A 14,298-nucleotide genomic window follows, 5' to 3' on the forward strand; every position below is an offset into this window, starting at 1 on the left:
CGACTAAAGATCGGCTGTGGATCGGGGGCGGGGGAGGTCTGGTTGGGGTAGTCGGTGGCGTTGCGTTGCCGGCTTGCGATTGTCGTGGTTCTTGACGAACTGTCTAGGCGCTGGACAGCTCGTATAAGATGGGTCCATGCTCGATCTCGAAGCCATCAGGAGCGCCGCCAAGCGGATCGACGGTGTCGCTCATCGGACTCCTGTCCTGACGTCCTCCACCCTCGACCGGCGCACCGGCACCACCGCGTTCCTCAAGGCCGAGAACTTCCAGCGCATCGGCGCCTTCAAGTTCCGCGGCGCCTACCACGCGATCTCCCACCTGACGCCCGAGCAGCTCAGCAAGGGCGTCGCGGCCTACTCGTCCGGCAATCACGCCCAGGCGGTCGCCCTCGCGGCCAAACTGGCCGGCAGCAAGGCCGTCATCCTGATGCCCGAGGACACCCCGTCGTCCAAGATGGACGCCACCCGCGGCTACGGCGCCGAGGTCCTGACCTACGACCGCTACACCGGCGACCGCGTCGCGATGGGCAACCAGCTCGCCGAGGAGCGGGGCCTGACCCTAATCCCACCCTACGAGCACCCGCACATCATGGCTGGTCAGGGCACCGCCGCGCTGGAACTCCTCGACGAGACCGGCGAGCTGGACACCCTCATCGCCCCGATCGGCGGCGGCGGGCTGATGGCGGGCAGCGCCACCGCGGCCAAGGGCCTGCACCCCGGCATCCGGGTGGTCGGCGTCGAGCCCGAGCAGGCCGACGACACCCGCCAGTCCCTCCAGCGGGGCGAACGCGTCCGGATCCCCGTCGCGCGCACCATCGCCGACGGGCTCGCCGCCGACATCCCTGGCGAGCTGACCTTCTCCGTCAACCAGCGCCTGGTCGACGACATCGTCCTGGTCAGTGACGACGAGATCCGCGAGGCGATGCGGTTCGCGTTCGAGCGGCTCAAGATCGTGCTCGAACCCAGTGGCGCCACCTCCCTCGCGGGGCTGCTCAAGGGCGGCTTCACCGGCCGGGTCGGCGTCATCCTCTCCGGCGGCAACATCGGCGTCGAGCGCTTCCGCGAACTGCTCGGCTGAGCGAGACAGCCGGGTGCCGCCCCCGACGGACGGCACCCGGCCCGCTCACGGCGTCGCCAGCGCCTCCGTCGGCGACAGCCGCGACGCGCGGATCGCCGGGTACAACCCCGCGATCCCGCCGATCACCAGCGTCGCAGCGGCGCCGCCGGCCACCGCCCACAGCGGCACCACCACCGGCCACGACTGGGCGATCGCGTAGCCCACCGTCACCAAGCTCCCCAGCACGGCGCCGCCGAGCCCGCCGAGCGCGGACAACAACAGCGACTCGGCGAGGAACTGGGTGCGGATCTGCCCGCGCGTCGCACCCAGCGAGCGCCGCAGGCCGATCTCCGCGCGCCGCTCCAGCACCGAGATCACCATCGTGTTCGCCACCCCGACCCCGCCGACGAGCAGCGCCACCGCGCCCAGCCCGAGCAGCAGCCCGGTGAACGCCTCGCCCGCCGCCTGCTGCGCGGCGAGCGCGTCGGACGGTCGCGACACCTCCACCTCGTTCGGCGCGGCCGGGTTCGCGGTAGCGCCGAGCACCGACTGCACCGCCGGGACCTGCGCGTCCTGCGACCGCGTGTAGATCGTGGTGGGCAGCCCGTCGAACCGCAGCTCGCTCGCCGCCACCTCCCAGCCGACCAGCGCGGCCGAGTCCAGCTCGGGCGCCAGCGGGGCCGGTTCGAGGATCCCGACGACCGTGAACCAGCGCCCGCCGACCAGCACCTGCATATCCGGCCCGGCGCGCGAGATGCCCAGCCGCTCGGCCGCGGACGAACCGAGCACGACCGCCGGATAACCGCTCGTGGCTTCGTTGAGCCAGGTTCCGCTGCGCACCCGCGCACCGGTCGTCGCCGGGAGATCCAGCCGGGCCGCGTAGGCGGCGAGCCCGTTGGTCTGCGCCTCGGGGATCTTGTCCGTGCGGTAGACCTTCGCCTCACCGAGCCGCGCGATCGCCGACACCGACTCGACCGGCCCGATCCGCGCGACCATCGCCTCCGCCGTCTCCGGCAGCTGCGCCTCCTCACCGGTCAGGGTGGTGCCCGGTGACACGGTGAGCAGGTTGGTGCCGAGCGCCGCCAGCGTCCGGTCCAGCTCGGCCCGCGACGACGACGAGATCCCGACCACCGCGACCATCGCCGCGATGCCGATCGCGATCCCCAGCGCGGACAGGAACGCACGCGTCGGACGTGTCCGCAGGCCGACCGCGCCGACCTTGACGACGTCCCGCGGCCACATCCGGGCCGGCGACAACGCGGTGGTCATCGCGTCACCTCCTCGACGACCCGGCCGTCCCGCATCCGCACCTGCCGCGGCAGCGACGCCGCGATGTCCCGGTCGTGCGTGATGATCACGACCGTGGTGCCGGATTCGTTCAGCTCCCGCATCAGCGTCATCACCCCGGCACCGGACGCCGAGTCGAGCGCGCCGGTCGGCTCGTCGGCCAGCAGCAGCGGTGGGTCACCCGCGACGGCCCGCGCGATCGCCACCCGCTGCCGTTCCCCGCCGGACAGCTCGTGCGGCTCGTGGTCCATCCGGTGCCCGAGCCCGACCCGCTCCAGCGCGGCCGCCGCCCGGCGCCGCCGCTCCCCCGCGCGCAGGCCCGTGTAGAGCAGGCCGTCGGCGACGTTCTCCAGCGCCGAGGTGCCCGCGGCGAGGTGGAACTGCTGGAACACGAACCCGATCCGCCGCGCCCGCAACGCGGACAGCTTCGCGTCGGACAGCGCCGCGACGTCGTGGCCGTCGATGTGCACGCTGCCCGAGGTGGGCCGGTCGAGCGTGCCGAGCACGTTGAGCATCGTCGACTTGCCCGAGCCGGACGGCCCCACGATCGCGACCAGCTCCCCCGGCTCGATCCGCAACGACACGCCGGCCAGCGCGGTCACGCCCGAATAGCGCTTGGTCACGTCGGTCAGCGAGATCATTTCGGCATCCCAACGACCATGCCCTCGGCGATCCCGTCGCCGGAGATCTCGACCTTGCCCTCGGCGAACAACCCGGTCTTCACCGGCACGTACCGCGTGGTGGCGCCGTCCACGACCTCGACACCGAACCCGCCTTCGGCCAACGCGACGAGCGCGGCGACCGGCACGGTGAGCACGTTCTCGCGCTTCTCGGCGGTGAAGGTGACGTCGACGGACGCGAGGGCGTAGCTCGCCGCGGCCTGCTGGTCGTCGAACGCGATCTCGACCTCGACCTTGGTCTGCGCCTCCTCCTGCCCGCTCGCCGGCTGGATCACGGTGCTGACGTCGGTGATCTTCCCGGCCAGCTTCCGGTCGTCGGGCAGCGTGACCTGCACGGCGGCGCCCTCCTGGGCCAGCCGCTGGTCCGACGGGTCCAGCTCGACCGTGACCGCCTTCGCCGTGTCGGTGTAGGAGAGCACCTTCTGCCCCGGCGACGCGGGCTGCCCGGCGCTCGCGTCGACCGTTTCGACCCGGATCTCGGCGGGCGTGAACACGACCCGCCCCAGCTCCACGACCCCGGTCTCGTCGAGGCCGAGGTCCTCCTGCCACTCCCGGACGGCGTCCGCGGTGGCCGAGCTGTACTCGTCGTCGATCGTGAACCCGGTGTAGCCAAGGGCGCTGAGGTTCTCCTCCAGCTGCCGCACGTCGGCGCCCTCGGTGCCGTCGGCGAGCGCCCGGTAGGCAGGCATCGCGCCGTACATCAACGTCACCGGCTTGTCGTCGACGCGGAAGACGGGCTGGCCGCGGCTGATCACGGCGCCGCTGTCCGGCACCGAGGTGAGGGTGCCCGGCAGGCGGTTGGCCAGTGTGGACGAGGCGCCGTAGCCGAGTTCGCCGTCCTCGGTCTGGGTGTCGTCGAGCGTCTGCCGCTGGACCTTCGCCGTGCTCGGCGGCAGCTCCACCGCGGCGGGCGCGGTGCCGTCGTCGCCGCGCGCGAGGACGACGTACCCACCGCCCGCGACGGCCACCACCAGCACGAAGACGACCGCGTACAGCCGCCCGCGTCCGCGAGTTCTCGCGTCGGTCATCCGCGCGCCCCCGCGAGCACTTCCTGGCACTTCTGCGACGCCTGCTCGAAGTCCGGGTCCTGCGACATGCGGCCGTCGATGCGGATGCCCTTCTGGCCGGGCTCGGGGTCGGGGAAGGCTTCGACGCCGTTCTCCCGCATGCAGACCGCGAAGTCACGCGCGGCCTGCTCCATCTTCGGGTCGGACTTGGCGGCGCCGTTCTCCTGCGGGTTGTACTGGCGGCAGGCCTCCTGCGCCTTGTCGACGGTCTCCTTGGGCACCGACCCGTCGAGCTTGAGCGTGATCCGGCCGTCCACCGGATCCTCCATCGGGACGCCGTTCTCCCGCATGCACTGCGCGTACTTCAGCCCCATGTCCCCGTTGCCCATGGTCGGTGTGCTGCCCGCGGTGGTGCTCGCGGCGCTACCCGCGGAAGCCACCCCGCTGCCGCCGTCGCCGTCGGAACCGCACCCGGCGAGTGCCAGTGCGAGGGCCACGGGAACCGCGGCCAGGATCTTGCGCATCAGGATCTCCTTCGCATTCGAGGACGAACGGAGGGGAATGAAACGGGGCGCGGCATTTCCCGGGCGTTTCCGACATCGCTAACGCCGAGGAAACACCGCGCCGGTCACGCTGGACCGGTGCGGGTTCTGGTGGTGGAGGACGAGCCGATGCTCGCCGAGGCGATCGCGGAGTGGCTGCGTGAGGACGCGCACGCGGTGGACGTCGCGCACGACGGCGGCGGCGCGCTGGACCGGCTGGCGGTCAACGACTACGACGTCGTGGTCCTGGACCGGGACCTGCCCGGGGTGCACGGCGACGACGTGTGCCGCGAGCTGGTGTCCTCGTCGTCCCCGACGCGCGTGCTGATGCTGACCGCCGCAGCGGAGGTCACCGACCGGGTCGCCGGGCTGACCATCGGCGCCGACGACTACCTCGCGAAACCGTTCGCGTTCCCGGAACTGGCCGCGCGGATCCTGTCGCTGGGCCGCCGCGCCCGCCCGGCCGCGCCGCCGGTGCTCAGCCGCGCCGGGATCACGCTCGATCCGGCGCGCCACGAGGTCTTCCGCGACGGCCGCTACGTGCCGCTGTCCAAAAAGGAGTTCGCCGTGCTGGCCGAGCTGCTGCGCGCCGACGGCGCGACCGTGTCCGCGGAGTTCCTGCTGGAGAAGGCGTGGGACGAGAACGCGGACCCGTTCACCGGCGCGGTCCGGCTCACGATCCTCAAGCTGCGCCGCAAACTCGGCGACCCGCCGGTGGTCGAGACCGTGACCGGCGTCGGGTACCGGATCCCGTGAGGCGGCCGCGGCGGATCACCCTGCGCGCCCGGCTCACCCTGATCTACGGCGGGCTGTTCCTGGCCGGTGGTGTGGTGCTGCTCGGGGTCACCTACGCGTTGTTCAACTCCCAGGTGGGGCGCGGCACGATCAAACTGCTCACCCGCGTCGGCCCGGCACCCGGGACGGACACGGTGATCACGACCAACGACCTGAACGACGTGCTCATCGGTTCCGAAGCCGAACGCGTCGCGCGTGAGCAGGCCGCTCTGCTGCGCGAAGCCGCGTCGCACTCCCTGCTGGTGCAGGGCACGATCGCGCTGGTCGTGGTCGGCGCGCTAGCGATCGGCTTCGGCTGGCTGGTCGCGGGCCGGGTGCTGGCGCCGCTGCACGGCGTCACCGGCTCGGCGCGCCGGATCGCGGCGTCGGCCGATCCGCGCCAGCACCGGCGGATCACGCTGCGCGGCCCGGACGACGAGGTCAAGGACCTGGCCGAGGCGTTCAACACGATGGTCGAGCGACTGGACCGCTCGTTCGACGGCCAGCGGCGGTTCGTCGCCAACGCCTCGCACGAGCTGCGCACCCCGCTGACGCTGAACCGGTCGCTGGTCGAGGTCGCGATGCACCGCCGGTCGGCGTCGCCGGACGTCAAGGAGCTGGGCGAGAAGCTGCTGCAGATCAACTCGCGGCACGAACGGCTCATCAGCGGGCTGCTGGTGCTGGCGAAGTCGGAGAACGTCGTGGAGCGGTTCCCGCTCGACCTCGCCAACGTCGTCACGCACGTCGTCGCGCAGACCGCCGACCAGGCGAAAGCCGCGGACGTGACGGTGACCGACTCGCCCGCCGAAGCCCCCACGCTGGGCGACGCGCTGCTGCTCGAACGGCTGGTGCACAACCTGGTGGAGAACGGCGTCCGGCACAACGAGCCGGGCGGCTGGGTCCACGTCGGCACGCACACCCGTGGCGACGTGGTCGAGATCGAGGTGAGCAACACCGGGCCGGTGGTGGCCGACGCGGAGATCCCGGCGCTGTTCGAACCGTTCCGCCGCCGCGCCGCGCCGCGGCTGGACTCGGCGAAGGGCGCCGGGCTCGGGCTGTCGATCGTGCGTTCGGTGGCGAGCGCGCACGACGGCGAAGTGACCGCCCGGCCGCGGGACGGCGGCGGGCTCGTGGTCACCGTGCGCCTGCCCGCGAGGCTGCCCGGTCAGGACCTGACGAGCTTCGGGATGTCGCGCAGGCCGGCGTCCGGCAGGTAGGCGCGGGCGATCGCGACGCCGATGCGCGGCAGGTCGGCCTCGTCGCGGTAGATCAGGTACATGGGCGCGTACCGAGGGCGGAACTTCGCCTTGAACGCGTGCAGCGAGCGGAAGCCGTAGTACGGCTCGAGCGCCGCGCCGAGCTTGTCCAGCAGCGCGTCGAGGATCCGCGTGTCCCCCTCGGTTCCGGCGCGGGCGAGCGGCGCGCCGGACAGCGACAGGTAGCGGGCGCCCTCGTCGCGGAAGGCCTGGCAGGCGGAGGCGATCAGGAACTCCACGACGTGCTTGAACCCGTCCGAGCGGCGGCGCATCACGTCCAGCGTCCAGCCCTCGATCTCGCCGTCCCCGGCGTAGACCGGGATCCACGAGGTGACGCCGTGCACGCGCCCGTCGTCGTCGACCGCGAGCCCGACCCGCACGTGCCGGTCCAGCGCCTCGTCCACCCCGCCGAGCGTGAAACCCATCTCCGGCAGGCCCTTGTCACCGACCCACTCCTCGGAGATCGCCCGCACCTGCTGCAGCACCGCGCGCGGCTCGTCGGCGAGGTGGACCAGGCGGAACGTGATGCCCTCCTTGACGGCGCGGTTGAGCGCGCTGCGGGCCGGCTGCCACTGCTTGCCCTTGAACTCCAGGCCGGGCAGGTCGATCAGGGTGTCCTCGGCGACCTGCAGGTACCGCCAGCCCAGCCGCTCGGCGCCGCGGACCGACGGTTCGGTCGCGGAGAACAGGCACGGCACGAGCCCGGCGCGGTCGCAGTTCTCGGCGAACTCGGCGACCGCGCCGTCCCCGTCGGAGCGCGGGCAGATCGGGTCACCGAGCGCGACGGCCACCCCGGCGTGCTTGCGGTAGGCGACGTAACCGGCGTCGTGCGCGATCGGGAAGTAGCGGTTCTCCGGCCAGGTGGTCATCCAGGACAGGGTGCCGCCGCCGTTGCGCTGGACGAGTTCGATGGCGTGCTGCCGGTCGCCGTCGGCCGTGCGTGGCCGCCACGGGACGCGGAAGGCGTGCCGCCCGGCGACGAGCAGCACCAGGTAGCCGAGCCAGAAGACGCTGTCGGTGACCACCAGCGGGACGTCGTCGACCGCTTCGACTGCGTCAAGGACGGTGGCGACCAGCAGCGCGACCCCGGCCAGCGCGGTGAGCAGGATGTCGAGCCCGGCGATGACGACCACGGCCCACCACGCGACCCGGCGGCCGTGGCTGAGCCCGCGCATCACGAGGAGGGCCAGCACGATCACGACGACGACCTCGACGGCGGACGAGTCGTCGGTGCCGGTGGGTCCGAGTGGACCGGTCGTGGGGAAGAACCACGTGACGATCCGGACGGCGGCCACGACCAGCAGCCCGGACGCGGCGAGCAGCCGCCATTCGCGACGGCTGGGCTGTCCGGTATTCCGGACGCGGTTCGGCCCGGCGATCCGCGGCGACAGCGGCAGGGTGATCGCGACGGCGAGGAAGTGCTCGACGTCGGCCAGGGTGCCGCTGTAGAGCAGGGCGATCCCGGCGTAGCCGACCAGCAGGATCCGCAGGCGCAGGCGCCAGGGGGCGCGGAGGGTCGCGGTGGCTGCGGTGATGGCGGCGAAGGCGCCGGCGGACGGTCCGACGTCGCGGACCGTGGCGACGGCCGCCGCCCACGACGAGACGTCCCGGAGAGCGAGGAGGACCCCGGCAGCGCCGAGAACCGCGACGAGGTGTCCAGTCACGAAGGTGCCGATGGTGCGTCTCGTGCCGAGCCGGAGTTCGGCGAAGCCGGTGAACAACGCGAAGCTGAGGAAGACCGGCAGGTAGTAGAGCGGGGTGAGCGCGAAGAACGGCCCGGTGAGGGGCGTCCACCAGTGGCCGGCTTCGAAGGCGGGCAGGCCGAACGCGATGTCGGGGAACCAGGCGCGGTCCTCGACCGGGGACCAGAGGCTCCCGGTGGCGACGGCGGTGACCAGGAGTGCCGCGAGGAAGGCGAGCGTGAAGGGGAGGCGGCGGAGCGGTGTCATGTCCGGCCCTCCGTGGGTGCTCCGGCCAGCAGGTCCTTGACGCCGTCCCAGCGGTTGCGGCGGAAGCGGGTTTCGGCTCGGGCGAGGCGTGCCGGGTCGTAGCGGGCGCGGGCCCACGGCGAGCCCGGACGGGCGAGCCGCACGGCGGCGACGACCGCGACGAACGGCACCGCGATCCCGATCAGCCCGGAGGCGATCTTGCCCTTGAAGATGGCGATGCCGGCGAGCACGAGGTGGGCGAGAACGGTGACGGCGAACGCCACGCGCCCTTCGTCGGCCGTGTCCTCGAACGGGCGTGCCCCGAGGACGAGCAAGGCGCCGATGACGGCCGCGACGAGCACCGCGTCGACGGATTTGCGTCCCTCGCGGGCCCAGTAGACGTCGTCCAGGTGCAGCCAGAGGGCGAACTCGTCGAGCGTGAGGGCCGCACCGGCGCCGAAGACCACGGCGAGGACCTCCGCCCACGGCGACCCCGGCCGGTACACGAACTCGCCGGCGCCGCTGAGGAGCATGAGGAAGATGCCGTAGACGTGGTGGTGGACGTGCACGTCCCCGACGCTGGTGTCGCGGAACGGCCCCCGCCCGGCGCGGATCATCCGCACGACCACGCGGGTGACCACAAAGGTGACGACAAACGCGGCGACCACCCACAGCACGAGGCCGGTGGAGGCGCCGGCGAACAACTCGACGGTCACGGCCGCCACCCCTTCCCCACGGCGCTCCGAAGTCCCAGCCTGCGGCCGCGCGGAGGAACCAACTAGGGCCGAAAGACCTACCGGGCTGGCGGCTGGGGAGGGCAGTTCCCAACGCGCGAAGAGGCCCGCGAGGGACCGAACCGGCTGCGCCGCCGCGCCGGGGAGCGGGCGGACGCCGCCATCGCAACCAGCCTCACCCGCTCCGCCCCGCAGCGCCACCCCACTCCCCTTGCAAACCGCCCCCACTCCGCGGGCAACTCGGCTCACCCCACTCCGCCGACCGCCCCCCACCACCGCGCACGCCCCGCCCCGGCCTCAGCCCCAGCCCACTCCGCAGCCACCAATCCGCATCCCCACGCCGCGATCCGGCTCCCCCAACCGCGCCCGCGCCGCACCACCACCCCGCACCCTCAACCCACCCCACTCCACTCCACCAACCGTGCACGCCCCGCCCCATCCGCAAGCCCGCCCCCACCTCACTCCGCTCGGCAAACCGCGCCCGCTCCGCGGGCGCCGCCCCGCCCCCTCAGCCGACCCCACTCCACCAACCGCCTCCACTCCCACCCCCTACCCCACTCCACGCCCACCGACCCCACGCGCCAGCACCGCCACCACCGCGGTCACCACCACCGCCGACACCAGCCCCCCGTTACCTTTTTCGTGGCTCCTGAGCAGGGAGTTGTGGTCGCCAGGTTCGGTATGACTGATGCCCCCAGTCGAGTCCATGATCCGGGGGGTGGTGTCGCCGGGCCTGGTGGCATCGAAGGACCGCTGATAGGGACACGGCCACCGCTGGGTAGGTCTCGTCGTAACGTGGGTGCCGGCCATCGATGCCCGACCGGCGGCCGCCCGCGACGAGCGAAAGATACCGTGCATGACCAGCAGTTATGGTGTGTTCCTCGGGCTCGATGTCGGTAAGGACGCCCACCACGCGATCGGTCTCGACCCCGACGGAAAGCGGCTGCATGACGGGCCACTGCCCAACAGCGAGCCCAAACTCCGGGCGTTGTTCGACAAGCTCGCCCAGCATGGCCCGTTGCTGGTGGTGGTCGATCAGCCCGCCACGATCGGTGCGCTGCCGGTCGCGGTCGCCCGCGCGACCGGACACCAGGTCGCCTACCTGCCTGGTCTGGCGATGCGCCGCATCGCCGATCTCTACCCCGGCAAGGCAAAAACCGACGCCCGGGACGCGTTCATCATCGCCGACTCCGCTCGCTCGCTGCCTCACGCGCTGCGCCCGGTTGATGTCGGCGACGAAGCTCTGGCCGAGCTCGATGTGCTGGTCGGCTTCGACGACGACCTGGCCAGCGAAGCCACACGCCTGGTTAACCGCATCCGCGGCCTGCTCACCGGCATCCATCCGGCGCTGGAACGCACCATCGGACCTCGTATCAGTCATCCGGCGGTGCTGGAAATCCTGTCGCGTTGCGGAGGGCCGACCGGCATCGCGAAGGCCGGGCGCCGCAAACTCGCCGCGATCGCGAAGGTCCACGCACCTCGCATGGGCGACAAGCTCGTTGAAGCGATCATGACCGCGCTCGGCGAGCAAACCGTCACCGTTCCCGGCACCGCTGCCGCGGACACGGTGCTCCCGCGACTGGCGGACAGCCTGAGAGCTGTGCTGCAGCAACGGGCGCAGCTGGCCACCGAAGTTGAGGAGATACTCGATGCGCACCCTCTCGCCGGGGTCCTGACCTCGATGCCCGGCATCGGAGTCAGGACCGCCGCCCGCATCCTGCTCGAGATCGGCGACGCCTCGAACTTCGCCAGCTCCGGCCACTTGGCCGCCTACGCCGGCATCGCCCCCGTCACCCACAGCTCCGGCAGCTCGATCAAGGGCGAACACCCCGCCCACACCGGCAACCGCAAGCTCAAACGCGCCTTCTTCCTGGCCGCCTTCGCCGCCCTGCACGACCCCACCAGCAGGGCCCACTACCAGCGCAAACGCGACGAAGGCAAAAAACACAACGCCGCACTCATCTGCCTCGCCCGCCGCCGCTGCGACGTCATCTACGCCATGCTCCGCAACAAAACCCACTACCGACACCCAGCCCCGACGCCCGCCGCCGCTTGACAACCCCATAGGGACACCCCCCCGGGCGGGCACCCGAGCGAGCCACGTCCCGAACGCCGCCCCGCACGCCGCGAACACCACGGACACCGCGCCGGGCACGGACCAGCTCCTCCGTCATGATCAGGACGCTACCGCTCCGGAGATTTACTTTTACGCTCCCCGCCGAGAAGCGGAATTGTTTTCCTCGTTTACCGGGAATCGCGCCGGGTAGTCGCGCGGCACCGAGTGTGGAGGAGGAGGAATGACCCAGCAGACCAGCAGTTCGACCCCGCAGGCCGTGCGTGAACAAGCCGCGGATTCGGGCAGTCAGGTGACCGGAACCGCCGCCGAGCAAGCAAGAGAGGTGGCATCCGAGGCGCAGCGGCAGGCGCGGAACCTGAAGGACCAGGGCGTCGATCAATTGCGCGAACAGGCCCGCACCGGCCAGCAGAAAGCGGCCGGAAATCTGAACTCGATCGCCGATCAGCTGGACCGGATGTCGGAGCAGTCGGATTCCGGAATGGCGCAGGACCTCGTCCGTGAGGTTTCCCAGCGGGCGAAGAAAGTGGCGTCGTGGCTCGATTCGCGGGAGCCGGGCGACCTCGTCGACGAGCTGCGGAACTTCGCGCGGCGCAAGCCCGGCCTGTTCCTCGCCGGCGCGGCGGCCGCGGGACTGCTCGCCGGCCGGCTGACCAGGGGCGTCGCCGCCAGCATGAGTGAGCAGAGCAGCGGTGGCGCACCGCAACCGCGCACGTCGACGGAAGCGACCGGCACGCCGGCCGAAACGGCCACGTACCCACCGACCACCGCTTATCCCACAGAGAGCGCCTACCCCGCCGGAACTCCCATGCCGGAGACGCAGGGCGGCTACGGCGGGCAGCACCGGTTGGAGCCGTCATGACGTATTCGCAACCGCCCGGGCAGCGGCCGGACGTCGCCGACGCGTCGGTCGGCCAGCTGATGAGCAACATCTCGCAGGACCTGTCGACGTTGATGCGGCAGGAGCTGGAGCTCGCGAAGGCCGAGGTGAAGGCCGAGGCCAAGCAGGCGGGCAAGGGCGCGGGCATGCTCGGCGGCGCCGGGTTCGGCGGTTACATGGTGGCGCTGTTCCTGTCGATCGCGCTGTGGTGGGCGCTGGCCAACGTGATGGACCAGGGCTGGGCGGCGCTCATCGTCGCCGGCGTGTGGGCCGTGATCGCGGCCGTGCTGTACGCCATGGGCCGCAGCCGGATGCGCCGCGTTGATCCGGTGCCCGAGCGGACCGTCGACAGCCTCAAGCAGATGCCCGACCAGATGAGGAGGACAACGTGACCACGGACCCCGACCGCCTTCGCCAGGAGATCGAGGGCACGCAACGGAATCTCGGCAGCGATGTGGACGCGCTCGCCGAAAAGGTCAATCCCAGCCGGATCGTGCACCGCCGGGTGCACCGCGCGCGGGGTCTCGCGCAGAACCTCAAGGAGCGGGTCATGGGAAGCGCATCCAGCGGCGTGCAGTCGGTCACCGACCGGGCGCACCAGGCGGCGGACAACGCGTCGACAGCTGCTTCGACCGTCGCCGAACAGGTCCAGGAAGCGCCGCAGACCGTGCGGCGTCAGACCGAAGGCAATCCGCTGGCCGCGGGCCTGATCGCGTTCGGGGCCGGGTGGCTGGTGTCGTCGCTGATCCCGGCGAGCAGGCCGGAGCGGGAGCTGGCCGGCCAGGTCAAGGAATCGGCGCAGGGCATGGCGGGTCAGATGGGCTCGGTGGCTCAGGACATGAAGGAGAACCTGCGCGAGCCGGCGCAGGAAGCGGTCCAGTCGGTGCGGTCGACCGCGACCGACGCCGCGTCGACCGTCGCGGACGAGACCAAGTCCGCGGCGCAGGACGTCAAGCAGACGGCGCAGAACCGGTAGACCGGCATGATCGGTGCCTGGTGGGCGGGGGCCACCAGGCACCGCGCTGTCCAGGGCTGTGCGGCGCCTACCGCCGCGCCAGCTCGGCCAAGTACCGGTGCCGCCCGGGCCCACCGCCACTCCAGCTCCGACGGGCACCGCGCCCGCCCGGGCTCACGCTGCAACTCCGCCAGACATCATGCCCTGACCGGGCCCACGCCGCGCCAACTCCACCGGTCATCATGCCGCCCGGGACCTACCGCCACTACAGCTCCGCCAGGAACCATGCCGCCCGGGCCCGGCCGCACCAGCTCCATGAGACACCCTGCCGCTCAAGGCCTACCGTCGCCCCAGCTCCACCACGCACCGTGCCGCCCGGCGTCCACCGCCACTCCAACTCCGCCAGCCACCAAGCCGCCCAGGGCCTACCGTCGCCCCAGCTCCCCCAGGCACCGTGCCGCCCGGTGCTTACCGCCACTCCAACGCCGCCAGACACCGTGCCGCCCGGCGTCCATCGCCACTCCAACGCCACCAAACGCGAGCCGCCCAGGGCCTACCGCCGCTCCAGCTCCGCCAGGAACCTGTCCACCGTGCCCCGCCGCTGCGCCTCGTCCGCCAGCGGTTCGCCGACGATCCGCTCCGCCAGCTCCACCGCGAGCCGCCTCAGCTCGGGCCGCATCTCGGCCACGACGCGGCCCCGCTGCTCGGTCAGGTCCGCCTCGCCTTGCGCGATCAGCCGCCGGGCCTCGTCCTGCGCCTCCGCCCGGAGTTCCGCACGCAGCCGCTCGCCTTCCGCGCGGGCCTCCTCTCGGATCCGCGCCGCCTCGGCACGCGCGTCGGCGAGCTGGGCCCGGTAGCGGTCGAGCGCCTCGGCCGCCGCCTTCTGCGCCTGCTCGGCCTTCTCGATGCCGCCCTCGATCTTCTCCGCCCGCGCCGCGAACAACGCCTCGAAGCGCGGCACCGCGAACTTCGCGAGGAGGAACAACAGGACGAGGAACGCGACCAGGCCGAGCGCCAATTCGAAGATGTCCGGCGCGACCGGCAGGTCCGAGTCGAGAATGCCCATCTCCACCCCCAGTGTTGATGACAGGCCTCCACGCTAACCGAAGAACGGGCCCGGTGGA

General features: G+C 71.9%; 14 protein-coding genes. 7 read left to right on the forward strand and 7 right to left on the reverse strand.

What is annotated here, in order from left to right; genetic code table 11:
- Nucleotides 1-136 precede the first annotated feature (136 nt).
- Nucleotides 137-1,078 (forward strand): threonine ammonia-lyase, encoded by a 942-nt coding sequence (locus L2C96_RS11725; protein ID WP_237336159.1) that lies wholly within the window; start codon nt 137-139, stop codon nt 1,076-1,078.
- Between the two features lie 45 nt (nt 1,079-1,123).
- On the opposite strand, the gene L2C96_RS11730 is transcribed toward L2C96_RS11725, so the two are convergent.
- The 4 genes from L2C96_RS11730 to L2C96_RS11745 are packed head-to-tail and all read right to left on the reverse strand — an operon-like array spanning nt 1,124 to nt 4,555.
- Nucleotides 1,124-2,326: an ABC transporter permease gene (locus L2C96_RS11730; protein ID WP_237336160.1), complete on the reverse strand. Its 1,203-nt coding sequence runs from the start codon at nt 2,324-2,326 to the stop codon at nt 1,124-1,126.
- Nucleotides 2,323-2,985, reverse strand: coding sequence for an ABC transporter ATP-binding protein (locus L2C96_RS11735; protein ID WP_237336161.1), 663 nt, complete (start codon nt 2,983-2,985; stop codon nt 2,323-2,325). The genes L2C96_RS11730 and L2C96_RS11735 overlap by 4 nt, the downstream gene beginning before the upstream one ends.
- Entirely contained in the window at nt 2,982-4,052 is a 1,071-nt protein-coding gene (locus L2C96_RS11740) for an efflux RND transporter periplasmic adaptor subunit (RefSeq protein WP_237336162.1), read from the reverse strand. Before L2C96_RS11740 ends, L2C96_RS11735 begins: the two co-directional genes overlap by 4 nt.
- Nucleotides 4,049-4,555: a hypothetical protein gene (locus tag L2C96_RS11745; protein ID WP_020417499.1), complete on the reverse strand. Its 507-nt coding sequence runs from the start codon at nt 4,553-4,555 to the stop codon at nt 4,049-4,051. The genes L2C96_RS11740 and L2C96_RS11745 overlap by 4 nt, the downstream gene beginning before the upstream one ends.
- Nucleotides 4,556-4,672: 117 nt before the next feature.
- On the opposite strand from L2C96_RS11745, the gene L2C96_RS11750 reads away from it, so the two are divergent.
- Together L2C96_RS11750 and L2C96_RS11755 are read left to right on the forward strand one after the other, a co-directional pair.
- Nucleotides 4,673-5,329: a response regulator transcription factor gene (locus tag L2C96_RS11750; RefSeq protein WP_020417498.1), complete on the forward strand. Its 657-nt coding sequence runs from the start codon at nt 4,673-4,675 to the stop codon at nt 5,327-5,329.
- Nucleotides 5,326-6,564: a sensor histidine kinase gene (locus L2C96_RS11755; RefSeq protein ID WP_237336163.1), complete on the forward strand. Its 1,239-nt coding sequence runs from the start codon at nt 5,326-5,328 to the stop codon at nt 6,562-6,564. The genes L2C96_RS11750 and L2C96_RS11755 overlap by 4 nt, the downstream gene beginning before the upstream one ends.
- Here the strand turns inward: L2C96_RS11755 and L2C96_RS11760 are convergent.
- The gene (locus L2C96_RS11760) at nt 6,513-8,552 is read right to left on the reverse strand and encodes a bifunctional lysylphosphatidylglycerol flippase/synthetase MprF (protein WP_237336164.1); all 2,040 of its coding nucleotides are present in this window, start codon (nt 8,550-8,552) and stop codon (nt 6,513-6,515) included. The two genes, L2C96_RS11755 and L2C96_RS11760, sit on opposite strands and share 52 nt — an antisense overlap.
- A complete protein-coding gene (locus L2C96_RS11765; protein ID WP_237336165.1) occupies nt 8,549-9,247 on the reverse strand; it encodes a phosphoethanolamine transferase CptA in 699 nt (232 codons plus the stop codon). Before L2C96_RS11765 ends, L2C96_RS11760 begins: the two co-directional genes overlap by 4 nt.
- 874 nt (nt 9,248-10,121) lie before the next feature.
- Between L2C96_RS11765 and L2C96_RS11770 the strand changes: the two genes are divergently transcribed.
- From L2C96_RS11770 to L2C96_RS11785, 4 genes are all read left to right on the forward strand, one after another.
- Nucleotides 10,122-11,321: an IS110 family RNA-guided transposase gene (locus tag L2C96_RS11770; protein ID WP_237336166.1), complete on the forward strand. Its 1,200-nt coding sequence runs from the start codon at nt 10,122-10,124 to the stop codon at nt 11,319-11,321.
- Between the two features lie 241 nt (nt 11,322-11,562).
- Entirely contained in the window at nt 11,563-12,201 is a 639-nt protein-coding gene (locus L2C96_RS11775) for a hypothetical protein (protein ID WP_237336167.1), read from the forward strand.
- Nucleotides 12,198-12,611 (forward strand): phage holin family protein, encoded by a 414-nt coding sequence (locus L2C96_RS11780; protein WP_237336168.1) that lies wholly within the window; start codon nt 12,198-12,200, stop codon nt 12,609-12,611. Before L2C96_RS11775 ends, L2C96_RS11780 begins: the two co-directional genes overlap by 4 nt.
- Entirely contained in the window at nt 12,608-13,195 is a 588-nt protein-coding gene (locus tag L2C96_RS11785; protein ID WP_237336169.1) for a DUF3618 domain-containing protein, read from the forward strand. Before L2C96_RS11780 ends, L2C96_RS11785 begins: the two co-directional genes overlap by 4 nt.
- Nucleotides 13,196-13,727: 532 nt before the next feature.
- Here L2C96_RS11785 and L2C96_RS11790 read toward each other — a convergent pair.
- Nucleotides 13,728-14,240 carry a F0F1 ATP synthase subunit B gene (locus tag L2C96_RS11790; protein WP_020417490.1) on the reverse strand — a complete coding sequence of 171 codons (513 nt, stop codon included), beginning with the start codon at nt 14,238-14,240 and terminating at the stop codon, nt 13,728-13,730.
- Nucleotides 14,241-14,298: the final 58 nt, after the last annotated feature.

Source organism: Amycolatopsis tucumanensis (genome assembly GCF_021654135.1).
Classification (GTDB): domain Bacteria; phylum Actinomycetota; class Actinomycetes; order Mycobacteriales; family Pseudonocardiaceae; genus Amycolatopsis_E; species Amycolatopsis_E tucumanensis.